Origin of the sequence: Actinomyces sp. oral taxon 897, from assembly GCF_002999235.1 — a bacterium.
Lineage (GTDB): Bacteria > Actinomycetota > Actinomycetes > Actinomycetales > Actinomycetaceae > Actinomyces.
Genome location: NZ_CP027236.1, coordinates 499798 through 514951, shown reverse-complemented (window position 1 = coordinate 514951; position 15154 = coordinate 499798). Strand labels below are relative to the sequence as shown.

8 protein-coding genes are annotated in these 15154 nt (G+C 68.9%); 1 reads left to right on the top strand and 7 read right to left on the bottom strand.

Translation table 11 applies throughout. From position 1 onward, the window contains the following. Nucleotides 1–40: 40 nt before the first annotated feature. From C3V41_RS02090 to C3V41_RS02065, 6 genes are all read right to left on the bottom strand, one after another. On the bottom strand, nt 41–5377 hold the full coding sequence (locus C3V41_RS02090) for a hypothetical protein (RefSeq protein WP_106108900.1): 5337 nt from the start codon (nt 5375–5377) through the stop codon (nt 41–43). Continuing rightward, a complete protein-coding gene (locus C3V41_RS02085; RefSeq protein ID WP_106108899.1) occupies nt 5377–8448 on the bottom strand; it encodes a DEAD/DEAH box helicase in 3072 nt (1023 codons plus the stop codon). The genes C3V41_RS02090 and C3V41_RS02085 overlap by 1 nt, the downstream gene beginning before the upstream one ends. A gap of 112 nt (nt 8449–8560) precedes the next feature. Further along, nucleotides 8561–8740, bottom strand: coding sequence for a hypothetical protein (locus C3V41_RS02080; RefSeq protein ID WP_129591456.1), 180 nt, complete (start codon nt 8738–8740; stop codon nt 8561–8563). 321 nt (nt 8741–9061) lie between these two features. Beyond that, nucleotides 9062–10114 (bottom strand): MarR family winged helix-turn-helix transcriptional regulator, encoded by a 1053-nt coding sequence (locus C3V41_RS02075; protein WP_254423645.1) that lies wholly within the window; start codon nt 10112–10114, stop codon nt 9062–9064. A 289-nt stretch (nt 10115–10403) separates the two neighbouring features. Continuing rightward, entirely contained in the window at nt 10404–10889 is a 486-nt protein-coding gene (locus C3V41_RS02070) for a DUF4411 family protein (protein WP_106108896.1), read from the bottom strand. Beyond that, nucleotides 10889–12043 carry an ImmA/IrrE family metallo-endopeptidase gene (locus C3V41_RS02065; protein ID WP_106110598.1) on the bottom strand — a complete coding sequence of 385 codons (1155 nt, stop codon included), beginning with the start codon at nt 12041–12043 and terminating at the stop codon, nt 10889–10891. The genes C3V41_RS02070 and C3V41_RS02065 overlap by 1 nt, the downstream gene beginning before the upstream one ends. 361 nt (nt 12044–12404) lie before the next feature. On the opposite strand from C3V41_RS02065, the gene C3V41_RS02060 reads away from it, so the two are divergent. Next, nucleotides 12405–13679, top strand: a complete 1275-nt coding sequence (locus C3V41_RS02060) for an endonuclease/exonuclease/phosphatase family protein (protein WP_106108895.1) — start codon at nt 12405–12407, stop codon at nt 13677–13679. On the opposite strand, the gene C3V41_RS02055 is transcribed toward C3V41_RS02060, so the two are convergent. Beyond that, nucleotides 13666–14418 carry a metal-dependent hydrolase gene (locus C3V41_RS02055; RefSeq protein WP_106108894.1) on the bottom strand — a complete coding sequence of 251 codons (753 nt, stop codon included), beginning with the start codon at nt 14416–14418 and terminating at the stop codon, nt 13666–13668. The genes C3V41_RS02060 and C3V41_RS02055 overlap by 14 nt on opposite strands. Between the last annotated feature and the right edge of the window lie 736 nt (nt 14419–15154).

Below are 15154 nucleotides of genomic sequence, written 5' to 3'. Positions count from 1 at the left end.
GCGGCCCCACCGACACGGTCTCGGCGCACTGGTTCTAGCGTCATGACCCGGGCCGCCCCTTCTGTGCGCCCTGGCCAGCATCCCCCAGGGGCCGGCCAGCGGCGTCGGTGAGGCCGGCGGCGGCGAGGCGGCGGCAGAACTCGGCGTGGGCGGCGGTCATCTCGGCCTCGCGGTCGGCCTTGGTGAAGGGGGCCTCGTAGCGGGAGAGGAAGTCGGTGTAGGGGCCGTCCTCGTACCAGGTCTCAGGCGGCTGGTCGGCGCAGGGGTCGAGCCCCGCCTTCTCCATGTCCTGGATGTAGGACATGAGGGTGGGGTAGTCGGTCTTGTCCTGGTGGACGCCGTAGGCCTGGTGGTGCCTGGCGATCTGGTGGCCCAGGGCGTCGAACCACATGGTGTGCTCGTACTTGCGCAGGACGCCGAACTGGGCGCGGTAGATGAGGCAGAGCTGCTCGGCGGTGAGCCCCAGCATGATGGCGCCCAGGGCGTCGGTCTCCACCAGGGCGGCACGGCGCTCGTAGTCGCTGCGCAGGGGCGTGTCCATGGTCCAGGTGGACAGGCCGAGGTCGCCCGCGTGGTCCCAGGTAATGGGCTCCTCCCCCGCGCCCGGGTCAGCAGGGTGCGGGGCCTCGGCCCGCGCCCGCTTGCCGACGGCGAGGGCGGGCCAGTCGGCGAAGGCGGGGGTCCACGCATCCTCCGGGTCCGTCAGAGGAGCGAGGGCCTTCCACAGGGGCTCGAAGTCCCGGGTGAGGCAGTTGAGGCGAAGCGTCCGCAGCAGCAGGTAGCGCCAGGCCGGGTGCTTGGTAGGGGCGGGGAGCTTCTCAATGAACTCCGGGTGAACATGCGTCTGCCCGGATACCTTGACGAGGTAGTCCCACGGCAGCGAGCACCATTGACCGCACATGAGGACGGTTGCGAGGGCGTCTTCCGGACGGGGCGAAAACCCCGCCGAGAACTCCCCCGAAGAATCGTCGCTTTGCGGCGATTCTTCGCGTTGACATGCGTGGACAGGCGCAGCGCATGTCGACGCCGTACACGAGTGTACGGCGTTGACATGCGCTGCGCCTACAGGGATGAGGGCCGGGACCAGTGAGCGCACGAGCCCGGGAACAGTCATGCTACGCACTGCGACACGCCAGTAGTCCCAAGAGGGCACTCCACTCCAGCGATCAACGCGGGCCTCGTACTGCTCGCGGGCCACAGCGGGTTGATAGTTGGTGCGAGGGACGCAAAACTCAGGAAGCTCCTCCAGATCCCATGGATCATAATCGGAGTTGTGCTTCACAACCTCACGAGGATTCTTGGCAAAAGGAGTACCCACATAAAAGTGAGGTCCTTGTAGGATCACGTCGTTCCACGAACCCGGCACCTCCGTGCGCCACGCCATGGTCCCATCCTGTTTAGCATTCTTCTCATGCCAAGCAGGAGACACCTCGACATTTTCGCCAATCGCAGCACTCTCCGCCAGCACCTCAAGGACGTTCTGGTGATCCTTAAGCAACGGGCGCATCAACCGAGCCTGGGATGCGGGGACGCCCGAATCGTCAATGAGTCTACCCCAGACGCGGAGCACACTCTCATCAACTTTCACGATACGAGCCGGATGCGGGCGCATATCCCAATCGCCACTCGGAAACTTTGTCACTGGCTTTACGTTGGATTCTGACGTCACAAAAGAGTCGTCCAAGGTGCCAGCCGACAGCAAATCGGTCACTTGCATAAAATCCGGAACCCGCGCAACACCGTATACATGAACTCCGAAAATCGCCCAATAATCGACTTCTGGAAACAAGTAACGGTAGTTCAAGAACTGCCAATGTCGTCTCAGCCTGCGGTACGTCGCCCCACGCAATGTCCCGGCTTTGGGGTCCATAAAGTGCCCCTCAGGGTGAACCAGTCCCGCAATTCCATGACCATTCATTGAACGCCACGTTCTCTCCATGAAGAGCATATAAAGATTAGTTTGAACTCCAGCAAGAACCGAATGTTCCACAGGCGACCCAAGCACTGAAGACATAGCCGCCATGGACGTCAAATCCGCAAGATAAGAGGCGCGTTCATTATGAGAACCTAGAACTTCAATGCGTCTTGCGGAAAAGGCCTTCTCGGGGATCCTTGGCTCGAGCATGAACCAGGGATCCGCCTCGGACAGAGTCTCGTTATCCTTCCATGTAGGCCGCACCCACGGCGGGTTCCCGACCTGAAGATCGAAGCCGCCGCGGGTGAAGACCTGGGCGAAGTCGAGCTCCCAGTGGAAGAATCCCTCCTTCTCAGTGATCTCCCGGACGGTGGCGAGCCAGGGGTGCAGCACCTGGAACTCAACGGAGGAGCGCATACCGGTCTCGGCGCGCTCGGTGCGCTCAATGAGGTCGAGGTCGTCGAACCCCGCCTGATCCACCAGGCGCTCGCTGTCAGCCGTCTGCACGGAGTCCAGGCCCAGGATGTCCTCCAGGGTGGCCAACCACTCGCTCCAGTCGGGCAGTTCCTGCCGCCTGTCCAGCGGCCAGAAGGACAGGGCGCACCAGGCGTTCATGACGGTGCGCAGGCGCTGGTACATGGAGTCGGGGTCCGCGAGCGCGTTCTCAATGCGCTCACGGGTCACTGTGGAGGGCGGGGCCTGCAAGGCGTCGGGCATCCCCCAGACCTCAATGCGGCGGGAGGCCTCCTGCTCACTGACCTCCAGGCGCCGTGCCGCGATAGCCCAGAGCCTCTCCACGCGCCCGGCCAGGGCGATCAGGCGCTCCTCCTGGCTGGCTCGCCTGACCGTGCGCCTGCGCAGCTCCTTCTCCGCCTTGCGGCGTCTGTCCTCATCGGTCCTGCGTGCCTGCTCGGCCAGGTCGATCTGCTGGATCTCGCCGCCGAAGAGCGCCTCGGTAATGACTGTCCCGGCACCGGCTGAGCCGACCGGTGCCACCGGGGCGGAAGCCGCCTGCTGATCAGCGGCTTCGTTCTCCAGGAATGCCTCGACCAGGGCGGCGTTGGCGTCGCGGCGCAGCACGTCATCGCGGCGGTGGTCGGGCCGCTTCAGCATGGTCTTGCGCCAGGTCCTCATGGCCTTGGCACCCGCCGGGTCGAGCTCCTTGGCCTGCTTGGCGTCGGCCACGGCGCCCCAGGTGGCTGAGGGCAGGAGGAAGTGGTGGACCTGCCCGGTGCCCAGGGTCCCCAGGGGCACGGCGGCCAGCCCCTGGTCCGTGGGGACCTCCTTGCTGTGCAGGGTCCTGGCCTTGCGCAGGGCGACCAGGTCGTAGGTGGCGCGGCGGGCCCCGATGAGGGAGTTGCCGCGCCTGAGGTGGAGGCCGAACCAGGGGGCGGCCAGGTGGGGCTGCATGACGTTGAGCCACATGGAGACCTCGGCCAGCTCCACGGCGGTGGCGTTGAGGTCCACGCCGTAGACCCGGTGCAGGGCGATCCACGCCTTGACGCGGCGCCGCTCGGCGGGCAGCCGGTCGGCGTCGATCGTCTGCCCGAGCTCCTTCTGCCTGCGCTCCAGGTAGGCCTCGGCGAGCTGGTTGACGGCCTCGTTGGCGAAGGCCCCTGATCCCAGGGCGGGTTCGCACACGCGCACGCCCAGGACCTCTGCGGCGGTCGTGTCCTCAGTGAAGAGCTCGGCCAGGGAGTGGCGTACGACGCACTGGGTGAGGACCTCGGGAGTGTAGTAGGAGGCGGAGCGCTCACGGTCGCGTCCCGACAGGCGGTAGGCGAACTCCCCCGCGCCGTAGCGGCGAATGCGTCTCTCCCCCGTCGTCGGGTCCGTCACCCTCACAATGTCGGAGTCCGCGTAGCGGCCCGAGCTCGCTTCGGGCACCAGCCAGGAGCCCTTGGAGGCGTCCCCGCCCTTGGCGACCTCCACCATCGGCTGGGTGGTGAGGACCCCGGAGTAGGACATGAGGCCCTCGTAGACGGCGCCGAGCTGGTTAATGCCCAGGTTCGCGTACGAGATCCACCCGCCGCGCCTGCGCGCCCCGCGTGATCCCTTGCCCGTGGGGGTGGACAGCAGCAGGAGGCGGAGCACCCGGTGGAGGGCGGCGTCGGAGAGCCAGTGGCGCACCCGGCCGTCCGTGCCGTCAATGAGCGAGGTGCGGGAGCGGGAGAACAGGTCCGCGCGCAGGTCCTCCACCGGCATCTCCTGCACGCCGGGGACGTCGCCGGACACCAGGCGGAAGAGGATGTCGAGGGAGGCGTGGATGTGGTGGGTGCGCGCGGCGGAGGCGGGCAGCTCCTCCAGGCACAGGTCGCGCAGCCGGTCCAGGCCGTAGCCCGAGGCGTAGTCGTCTGACGCCGTGGGCAGGACGCCCAGCTCCGGGTGGGCCTCGGCGAACAGGAGGAAGAGCAGCCGGTACAGGAAGCGCAGGGACTGGCGGGCCAGCTCGTCCGGAAGGTCCGGGTCCAGGAGGTCCTCGTCCTCCCCGGCCTCGCGCATGGAGCGCACCACGTCGCCGGCGACGATCTCCACGCTGCGGCGCAGGCCGTCGCGCAGCTCGGCGGAGACCCCCACGGCGTGGTTGGTGGAGTCCTGGGTCAGGGAGTCCATGACGGTGGTGCCCTCGGGTGTGGGCAGGAGGACCTCGCCGCTCATGAGCCCGGCCACGCGGGCCAGGCCGCCTGACGTCGTCGCCTCCCGGCGCTCCATGGCGGTCACCAGGTCCAGGGCCAGGTAGCGGCCCTCGGACCAGCGCGGGGCGTCGGTGAGCAGGGCCCAGCGGCCTGCCAGCACCAGGGCGTAGCGGGCGGTGGCGTCGGAGGCGAAGAGCTCGGACAGGGCCCGGGCCACGGTGAAGACGGCCTCCGGCTTGCCGCTCGCACTCGTGCGGCTCAGGGGCGACACGAGCCCTCCGGTCCCGGGCACCGCCTGGTCCGCCGCCCCGCCTGGCGCCTGCTCCTCGGCCAGCAGGTCCCCGATCCCGTCCGTCGCGCAGGCCTCCAGCACCACGAGGGCGTGGCCCCCGGGGCCGCGCACGTCCAGCAGCACCGGGACCACGAGCTCGCGCTCGCCCTGGAGAGTGACCAGCTCGGTGCGGTGGCTCGTCTCCAGGGCGGCAGCGGCCTCCTCGCAACCGGCGGCACCGGGCTCAGGGAGGAGGCCGAGAGCCCCCAGGAGGCGGTCGTGGGCGGGGGCCAGGAGGCGGGCGGAGGCCTGCCTGGCCGCGTCGTCCACACCGCCGGCCACCGCGCCGCCGGTCCCCTCGGTGGCGTCCAGGGCCTGGTGGACGGCACGCAGGTAGTCCCCCGACACTGAGAGCAGCCCGTGAAGGGGGTCGGCGCCGCCTGTCCTGGCCTGTGCGCGCCAGCCCTTGACCAGGCCGGAGAGTCGTGCCGGGAAGCCCTCGGCGAGCCAGTGGGCGGAGAGGAACTCGGTGTCGTTGACAATGACGTCGTCCATCACATGCTCCTGGGGACGATGACGGCTAGCAACCAGACATGGGGCTCCCCGGTCACCTGCATGGAGGTGATGAGGTCGTCAATGCCCTGGGCCGTGCGTTCAATGCGCTCCCGTCTCGCACGGGAGACCGATGGCAGGGTCAGGTGATCCAGGCTCTCCTGGTGCCAGACGGACAGGCGTTCGCGGTCGGCCGCCAGGCGCTGGTCGAAGTCGCCCTCGAACTCCGCACGGCGCCTGCGCAAGGCGGTGGTGGCGGCGTCCAGTGCCACGGGAACGCCCGGGCGCAGCCGCTCCAGGAGCTCCTCCTCCAGCGCGCCCGTATTAATGGCGCGGTCGTCCAGGCCCGCACGGCGCAGGAGGGTCACCATGTCCTCGACCCCGACCACGGACGCACTGGCCGAGCCGGTGCGCCCCGCGTCCTCGACGCCGGCTCCCCGGGAGCCTCGCCCGGTGTCCGCCAGTGCCACGCCCACGGCGTCCAGGCTCGCAATGACCACCTGCCCGGCGCCGTTGGCCCAGGTCGCCTGCGTCAGGTAGGTGGGCTGGTCGACCTCGCCGGTCACCACCAGGGCGGTGCCGCGCTCGGTGACGCCCAGGCCCCGGTCGGCCGCCCACTCGGCCACCGGGTGAGCGGGGGTGAGGAACTGGACGTCCGGCCAGGCGTCACCGGAGCTGGTGGACTCCTGGGCGGCCTGCAGGCGCCTCTCGGCCAGCGGGCCCGAGCCGGTCACCGCGATGGCGTCCAGGACCGAGTCCTCGCCGCGCACGAGCTCCCGTGGCAGGTTGCGCAGACGGGTGCGCAGACCCGAGCGGAGCGCCACCGCGGAGTCCGTGCGCAGCTCCAGGAGGTCGTGCTTGCTGTCCCGGCGCACCTGGAGCTCCTCGCGCTCGGCAGGGGTCATCGTCCCGCGCAGGACCGCGGCGACGTAGTCGTCGTCATCCGCGAAGAGGCGCGCCACCTCAGCGGTGCCGCTCAACGCGCCGTCACGGTGGTGGTCCGTGCGCGCCACCGGGGGCCGCACGTCCGGGGACTGCGCGCCGGGGGGCCGTGTACCCGCCGGTGCGCCGCCCCCGGGCGCGTCTCCGGCCAGCCCCAGGGCGACGCGCAGGAACGGGTTGTCGGCGACGACCCTGGCGGGGGGTGCGGAGACGTCCTCGACGGTGCGCCCGCGCGCCAGGGCGTCCATGACCGTGCGCTCCTCCAGACCGCCGTCGTACTCGGTGACGTCCAGGTCCATGAGCACCCCGGCGTCGCCCAGTGCGCGGTTGGCCTCGTGCTCCTTGGTGAGCAGGGAGGTGACCACGCGGACCTCGCTCGTGGCCTCCTCGTCAGCCAGGGCCAGGGCGTGGATCGCGGGGGCGTGGCGCTGCCCGTAGCGGTCGATGCGCCCGTTGCGCTGCTGGAGACGGATAAAGGACCAGGGGACGTCGTAGTGCACGAGCAGGTGGCACTGCTTGTGCAGGTTGAGGCCCTCGGAGGCCATGTCCGAGGCCAGGAGCACCCGGATCGGGGAGCGCTTCTGGCCGAAGGACTCCACAGTGGACTGGATGGTGTCGTCGGACTGGCTGGCGTAGAGGGTGCGGACCGCGTCCTTGGGCATGTGCAGGCGGCCGGGGAGCTCGCGCGCCAGCATCTCAATGGTGTCAATGCGTTCGGAGAAGACGACGACACGGGTGTCGCTGTCCCGGCCCACGCCGAGCTCCTTAAGGAGGGAGGTGAGCACCCTGGTCTTGGCCGGAGCAGTCACCTGGGCGGTCAGGGAGTCCAGGCGCCTCAGGGCGCACTGCTCAGCGGTCTGGGCGGTGCCGTTGGCGCCCGACAGGGTGCGCAGGCGGTTGGCGATAGTGGAGCGCAGGGCCTGCGGGGAGGACAGGAAGGCCTTGAACAGGGTCCAGGGGAAGAGGGTGCGGCCCCGGCCGGTCACGGGGGCGGACCCGCCAGCGGGGTGGAGCCACACGGAGTCCAGCTCGGCCATGACCTCGCGCTCGGCGGCGCCGGGGGCCACCGGGTGGATGGTCGGCTGGAGGCGCTCGCGCCAGCGGTCGGCGATCTCGGAGCGCACCTCCGGGCTGCCGCGGTGGCGGCGCACGTAGAGGTGGGCGATGTCAGCCGAGGAGTAGGAGCGGGGGTCGGCGATCGCCGTGGGGTCCAGCAGGGAGACGAGCTCGGCGAAGGACTCCGCGCTGCCGTTGTGGGGCGTGGCCGAGGCCAAGATGAGGGCGTCGGAGTTCCTCGCCAGGATCCGGGCCAGCTCGTTGTTCTGGGTGCCGCGGTTAATGAGGTTGTGGCACTCATCGATGACGACGGCGTCCCAGCGGTGGGAGCGCAGGTGGTGGCGGTACAAGTGCGGGTTCTTCAGGGTGTCGATGGAGACGATCACCCGGTGGAAGTAGGCAAAGGGGTTGCGTCCGGCGGGCAGGTCCCGCTGGACGCGCTGGATGCCGGCGGAGTCCAGGCGCACCAGGGGGATGCCGAAGCGCGTGAACATCTCGTGCTGGAACTGCTTGAGGACCGCGCGCGGCGTGACCACGAGGACGCGGTCCCCGCGGCCGCGGGCAATGAGCTCGGACAGGGCGATGCCGATCTCCAGGGTCTTGCCCAGGCCCACCGCGTCGCCGATCAGCAGGCGCGGGCGCAGGTTGGACAGCATGGTCCGGGCCGGGCGCAGCTGGTAGTCCAGGTGGTCCAGGAGGGCGCGGTGACCGGCGACCACGCGGGTGTCCGCCACCGGGACCGGGCTGCGGCGCATGACGGCGTCCAGCCACAGGCGCGTACTCAGGAACGCCCCGGAGGTGTCCGGTACCAGGCGGACCTGACGCGGGTCGAGGCGCCGGACCTCGTCGATGGCGGAGAAGAAGGTGGCCTCGTGGTCCCGCACGAGCTCGGAGGCGCCCGTGACCTCCAGCCGCACGCCCGGGGTGGCCGGTGAGACCGTACGGACGATCCACTCCTCGTCGCGGATGACCACCCGCTCGCCGGTGGCGTAGGAGGAGAGCCCGTCGTCGGCCCGGGCGGCTGGGTGGCCGGACGGTCCGCTGAGTGGGTCCGGGACCGTGCCCGAAAGTTCCATCGCCCGCTCCTCCACCAGCTCCGGCCGTGACAGCTGGCAGAACTCTACACCAGCGCGTTCCGCCCACCCCGCACCGCGGCGCGTGCCCGCACAGGCGAACCGCCTCGCCTAATCAGCGAACGCGGACACGGCCGTACTGGAGGTAGTCCAGGTCATCGAGCTCCTCCAGAAGATGCTCCTCCCGGGCAAGAAGCACGCCCTCAGCCTGCCGCTCCCTGAAGTCGTCAGAGTCCACGACCTGCCTGATGCGGGCACGGCGCTCCTCGATGTCCTCCACGGTCAGTGTCGTCACCCTGACGGTCATCTTTCCCTCCGGCGCTGATCGCTGATCTCACCTCGGAGCCTACCCGTGCACGCCCCTGCCACGAGGACCGGACGGGATGTCCGCAGAAGACGACGGCCCAGGAAGGGTGCTTCCCACCACGAGGACCGGGCCCGTTGGGGCCCGCCGGGCCTCACGCGCCCTTACGGCTCGGGAGGCTCGGCGGTGGGAGCTTGGGCGGTGGGAGCCCCGTCAGCGGACAGCGCGCCACACCAGGTGTTGGGGCCGAGGCTGCCGTCGGCGGGGAGCCCCGTCAGCGGACGGTGCACCAGGCGCGGGCCCGGTTCAGGTTCAGTAGTCCTGGCCGCCGAAGCGGCCGAGGAACGTGCGGGCCCCACGACCCGGGTGGCCGTGGCCGCGTCGGCCGGGCCGGAACCCCCGCGCGCCGCGCTCGGGGAAGTCCTCACCCGGGAAGCCGGGGACGCCACCACCAGGACGCCCGCCACGACGCGACCCTCCGTGCGCCCCACGACCACCGTGGCCGCCGTGGCCCCTGCGGCCGCCACGGCCTCCGGGCCCCTCGCCAGCGAAGGCGTCGTCAGCCTCGGGGCCGAACCCGGGACCACCGGGACCGAACCCGGGACCACCGGGGCCGAACGGCCCGAAGCCGTGCTCACGCATGTGCATCATGGCCTCAAAGCGCTCCGCGCCCATGCGCCTGCGCACCTCGTCGAACCGGGGCCCGCACTCGGCGTCGGCATCCGTCCCGAGCTGGGCCTCGAGGGAGTCGATGACCTTGTCCAGGAGCCTGGCCAGCGTGGCGGCCTCCTCGTCGGTGAGGACATTGAGGTAGTCGGCGTGCGCCCCGCCCAGCGGCGTGCCGCGGCCGGCCTGGGTGAGGTGGACGACCATGACGCGGCGGTCCTCCTCGCTGGGCCTGCGCTCGACGAGGCCGTCGGCCTCGAGCTTCTTGAGCAGCTCGTTGAGGGACTGCTGGCGGATGTCGAGGAGGAAGGCGAGCTCGCGGGTGGGGATAGGGCTCTGCATGCGCAGGGCCGCCAGCACCCGGCCGCGGCCGCGGGTGGTGTCGGCGAAGGGCCCGCCGTGGTGGGCCGCCATGTGGCGACGGCGCGTGAGGCGCTGAAGGCGGCGGAAGCGCTCGTGCAGCGGGGCTCGGGCGGAGTCCTCGTCCGGGTGCTCCGCAGGGTCGTCGGGGTCCTGGCTGGCGTCCCACTCGGGAGCGTCCTCCTCGGGGACACTTCCCTCGGGGGCGCACCCCGAGTTGGTTCCCGAGGTGGTCTCGGGGTGGGTGTTGGGGTTCATAGTCGTCTCCGTCTTCGCGTCAGGATGCGACCTCGCATCCGGGGTGGTGTCTGGGGTCATGTCCGCACTGTCGGCGTTCATGGGAACCTCCTGATCTGCTAGGGGCACCGAAGGGCTCCGGCCTCGAGCGGTCCAGGGCGGCGGGACGACGGGTCTCGCACTGCGCTCCGACGCCCGGCACGTGCAGGGCAGCAGCTCAAGGCGTTCCTAACGGTACCTGTTGATTCTTGGTAACACCGACGTTACAGGTACCTTCTGCACCTGGTCAACCCATTCCCGACTGGTACCTGTATGATTTGACTCACGTTTTGTCTCGCTGGCCGCTGCGCCCCGGCCTGAGGGCGGCCACGGGTAGCCCGCGTCCTGTACCTCAGGGAAGGACGAGCTGCGCCCCGCACCGGCGCATCATCTCGAAAGTGGTGGTAACGGCCACCCCCATCGCCTTGCAGGCGTCGGGGATCTTGACTCGTTTACGCCCCATAGGCGCAGACACCTCATTGGTGACCACGGTACAGCCGTAAGCGCGCGCAAACGTCACAAGAAGATAGTCCGCATTATTTCCCGTAAATTGGGCGAGCGCCGCTTTAGTAAACTTCTGACTCACCGCCCACTGCGAGAGCAAAGAAAAGTACTGCACGGGCCCTTGCCCAAGGGGGCGGAAAAAGTTAGTATGCTCCTGCGCCCACACCGCAAGATCGTCTTTGCCAGCTCGGAGCTCATCGTAAACCGGTTCGATACTGAAGACATCACCTGCTACACACATCTGATTCAACCATTCCCAAAAACCTGGGGCAAGATCGAAAGCATAGTAACGGTTCTTAGCCTCAATGAGAACGTTCGCGTCGACCACGTACATCAGGCCACCTCCATGTTAGCAGCCAACTCCTTGAATGTAGCGTGCTTCCTCACCTGCAAGAGCTCGTAAGCCTCCCGGTACGGGGTCCGCCCCCCGAAAGTAGACAGGAGCACCGCCTGGGCGAACCGACGCCCTAGTCGCAAGGGAACCGTATTGTAGTAGTTGCCGCCGTCGCCCGACCTTCGTTCTGTCATGAGGCTCATCAGCCGCTCATGCTCAACACCATACGTGCGACGGAACGCATCCCAGGAGATAAGATGGAGATCGTAGAGACGGTTAAGCACGACCAGCGTGCTCACGCCGAAGCAGTTGGCGAGCCCCTCCAGGGCCTCAACCCCGACATCGCCCCGGTACTCCGCTCTCAGGACCGCTTCCGGGACGAGGGTCGCGGCCGCAACCGCGTTGCACCAGCGCTCCTCGCTGACACCCGGGCGCACGACGTCACTGGGATCCGATAACGCACTGCCTCCCAGGCAGAGGTGGGCCAGCTCGTGGACAAGCGTGAAGACCTGGGCAGCCTGCGTATCCCTGCCGTTGACGAAGATCAGCGGCGCCATCGAGTCAACCAGGGCGAAGCCCCGGAACTCCTGAGGGTCAAGCCGCCGACGAGTATTACTCCCGACGATGCCACTGACCATGACGAGCACCCCAAGCTCCTCGATCCGGTCAATGAGCTTCCGCCGCATACCCTCCCTGCGCGAGCGGCGCGAAGCGGTGTCGTCACGGAGACGAAGCACCGTCCGGACCCGCTCGGCGACGGCAGCGGGATCCTCCTCGCGGACTGCGGATCCCACAATCTCGACAGCTGGCGCACCCTCCTCCAGGAGGTACTCCCGGTACCACTCCTGCCGGTTCTGGCACAGGTAGATCGTGTCGAGCAGATCCCCCGACGGCTTCGAGACGTCGTCGTCCCCGACGGTCCGCATATCGGGGATCGGCAGGGGCTCGTCGGGGGGCTCCGGCAGGAACAGCTGCCCGAACGGCGCGTGCGTCGCCCTGGAGAAGTCCTCGATCTGCCTCAGCGTCGGCCTGCGCGTGCCCCTGATCCACTCATCCAGGTGAGGCACGCGGCTCTCGGCGGTCTCCTTGTCCCAGCCCGCCCGGTCCACCGCCCACTTCAGCAGCGCAGGCGCCACCTCGACTCGAACCGCCACGGTCGGCACCTCCCTCATCGGCAGCCACGATCAGGCTTTCTGTCCCCTCGTGGCCATCATACGACACCGCTGCGACATCCCCGCCGTCTCGGCACAGCCTCGCAACCGTGGACCGGGCCGCCTCGCCCCACGCCCACACGACGGGCCGGAGCCCAGCCACGCCGGGAGGTCATCAACCACCCCATCGCCGTGGGGTACGCTCAGGACAGACGCCCCAGTCATACCGGGAGGTCGCGGCGCCCAGCTCGATCCTGGCCCCGGGCAGACCCGACCACGCTGGTGACAGCGCACCAGACCGAGCGTAATACCGTCGTGATATAATAATCACCACAGGCTTTAGTAGACACGGTGAGAGAAGGACATGTACGGTCACTATCGCAGGTTCGCAGGACTGGCGCTCACGTTAGTCCTCTTTGGCGGCCTCCTTACCGGGACTACGACCCGCGCCCAGGACGATAACGGTACTGACGAGGATCTGAGGCTCGGCACCTTCAATATCCTGGCCTACCGGGAGGTGAACGACGTCCCCCCGACGTCGTGGTACGAACCCGACCACCGGTCCCAGGCGATACCCAGGATTATCAGGGAGAACGACTGGGACGTGGTCAACCTTCAGGAGGTGCAGACCGCGCTCACACGCAAGGACGGGTCCACCACCCCCAGCCAGATCGAGGACCTCAGGGCCTCCACCGACCTGTCGGCCTACGACTTCGCCGCGACCGACAAGGATGGGTGCAACTTCTCCACGAGCAACCCCATGCCACGGACCTGGATGCAGCCTATTGCGTACAAGCGGGACAGGTTCATGCTGGTTGCGCAGGGATGCTTCGTCATGTCCCAGACCCCGGACGACTTCTCCGAGTCGAGCTTCGGCTGGCCGCGCAATATCACCTCCTGGGTCCGGCTGCGGAGCCGGGCCAGCGGCCAGGAGCTGTACGTGTTCAACACCCACATCGCCGCCAACTACGGTCCCATAGGCTCCGGGGGCAAAGGAGTGCCGCGGGAGGAGTGGCTCAGCCACCAGGCGGACCAGGCCAACGTGCTCCTCTCACAGATAAGGAGCATCAACTCGGATAACCTGCCCGTCATGCTGTCCGGGGACTTCAACTCGACCCTGCAGAAGGATCCGGTGTCGGCGGCGAGGACGGTGGCAGAATCAGGGGCGTTCACCGACGCCTACGGCAGTGCCGGCAGCGTCCTGGCCGACGGGGCGACGTGGAACCAGCTGACCGAGACAGGGAGGTTCACCGACAAGATCGACCATATCTTCCTGGGCGGCACGCTCAGGCCCACGGTCCTGGAGTACGCGGTCGTGAGCACCATGAGCAAGGACCCCGACGGGACCGTGCACTTCGCCTCCGACCACAACGCCGTCTCGGCGCACGTCACCTTCCACTGGGCGGCACCGGCACCCACGGGCGCGGCGGGGGCGCAGGGCGCGGCGGACGGCGGCTCCGGCAGCCCGGGCGCCGCGGTGGACGGGCAGGCGGATGCCACGGCCCCAGGGGCCTTCAGGAAGGTGAGCGGGTACGTCGCGGCACTGACCGGGGTCCTGGTCGTGGCCGTACCGGTGCTGGTGCTCTGGCGGAGGCGGGGCAAGGGGGACCCGCCTCGGCACCGTTTCAGCGCCCGGTGACCACCATGTAGGTGAAGCAGTACAGGCAGTAGGCGTACAGGATCCCTCGGAGCACGCGCTCCCGGCCGCTGCCCGCGTCGCCCAGCAGGGCTGGCAGGTTGGCCAGGTGGGTCTTGAACAGCGGGTAGAGGAGGCCGTGGACCGACTGGGTGGTGATGTCGTCGCCTATCCGGTGAACCCACATACCGGCGGCCACGAGCGTGGGCATGAACCACAGGGAGCTGGCCCCCAGGGCCCACGTCCCGATCACGAAGCCGATGAGGAACAGGGACCACAGGGTCCCCTCCCGGCTGCGTGACACCCCGAGCGCGCGGGCGGCGACGGCCAGGAGCAGGCCCAGGACGATCCCGTTGCCGGGGCGCACGTCCACGCCGTTGACCGTGACGGTCCAGAAGGTGACGTCATAGGTCAGGAAGGCCGCAATGACAAAGCCTATGAGGCTGTGGGTCCAGGTCCGGTGCCCGCCCTTGGCGATCACGCGGCTAATAGGCCGGGTGACCCCGGGCAGCGCGGTGGCGACGGATGAGGAGGGGGAGTCGATGTCCGGCAGGAGCGCCGTCACCCCCATAATGAGCGACGCCGCGACGACCTGGGTCAGGGACAGGTCGCCGACCCCGGCGCCCAGGGGGATGGTGGTGACCTCTGACCCGGCACCCAGCGGGGGGATGCTCAGAGTCGCGGTGCCGAACAAGGCCATCCCGGCCGCCACCCCGGAGACGGCGTGCGAGTGCCCCATCATGACAGCGTTTCCTCCCTCTGGCGGGCGACCGCGCAGGTGGGCGACGGTCCTGGGTTCCTGGGCCCACCTTAGGACGCGCCCGGCCCCTGCCCCGGTCACCACGCGGACACGGTCCACGCCACCGCACGGTCAGAACAATATTTCGAACCCTGCCCTAGTCACCACGCGGACACGGTGGCCGAGCGGCCGGGCGGCGTTTGCCGGTCCTCCCTGCGCCGGGGCCCGCCCCGCCGCCATTAGCGGCACCCCCTGCACGCCCGCCCCCGCCCGGGATCCGAGGCCCCCGTCCCCACCGGCAGCGAGCCGCCCCGGTGCGCGCCTTCCCCCGCCCGGGATCCGAGACTTGCACATTCTTTTTACAAACAGCGATCAAAGAACGCTGGAATCAAGCGGATCCTGTCAGCGGCCCGGGGCCTGGACACCAGGATGAATGTGCAGCGCGATCCTTGTTGCACATTCATCCTGTCTCCGACCCCCACCCAGGGACGCAGAACGTTGGAATCACGCCAACGCTTCACTGACACACCTAGGATGAATGTGCAACTGCGCCCTTCCCGCCTCCTGGACCTGAAGATCAGGTGGTCCTCGACCCCAGGACGCGGCCACCTGACTGCGGGTCAGGGCCCGGGGCGGTCCGGCGGGGCGTGGTCTGAGGGCGGGGCCAGGGCGGCCGCGGCGGCAGGCCCACACCCCACCGCCCGGGCGCCACGGCAGCCCCCGACCTCGGCCGTCCGGC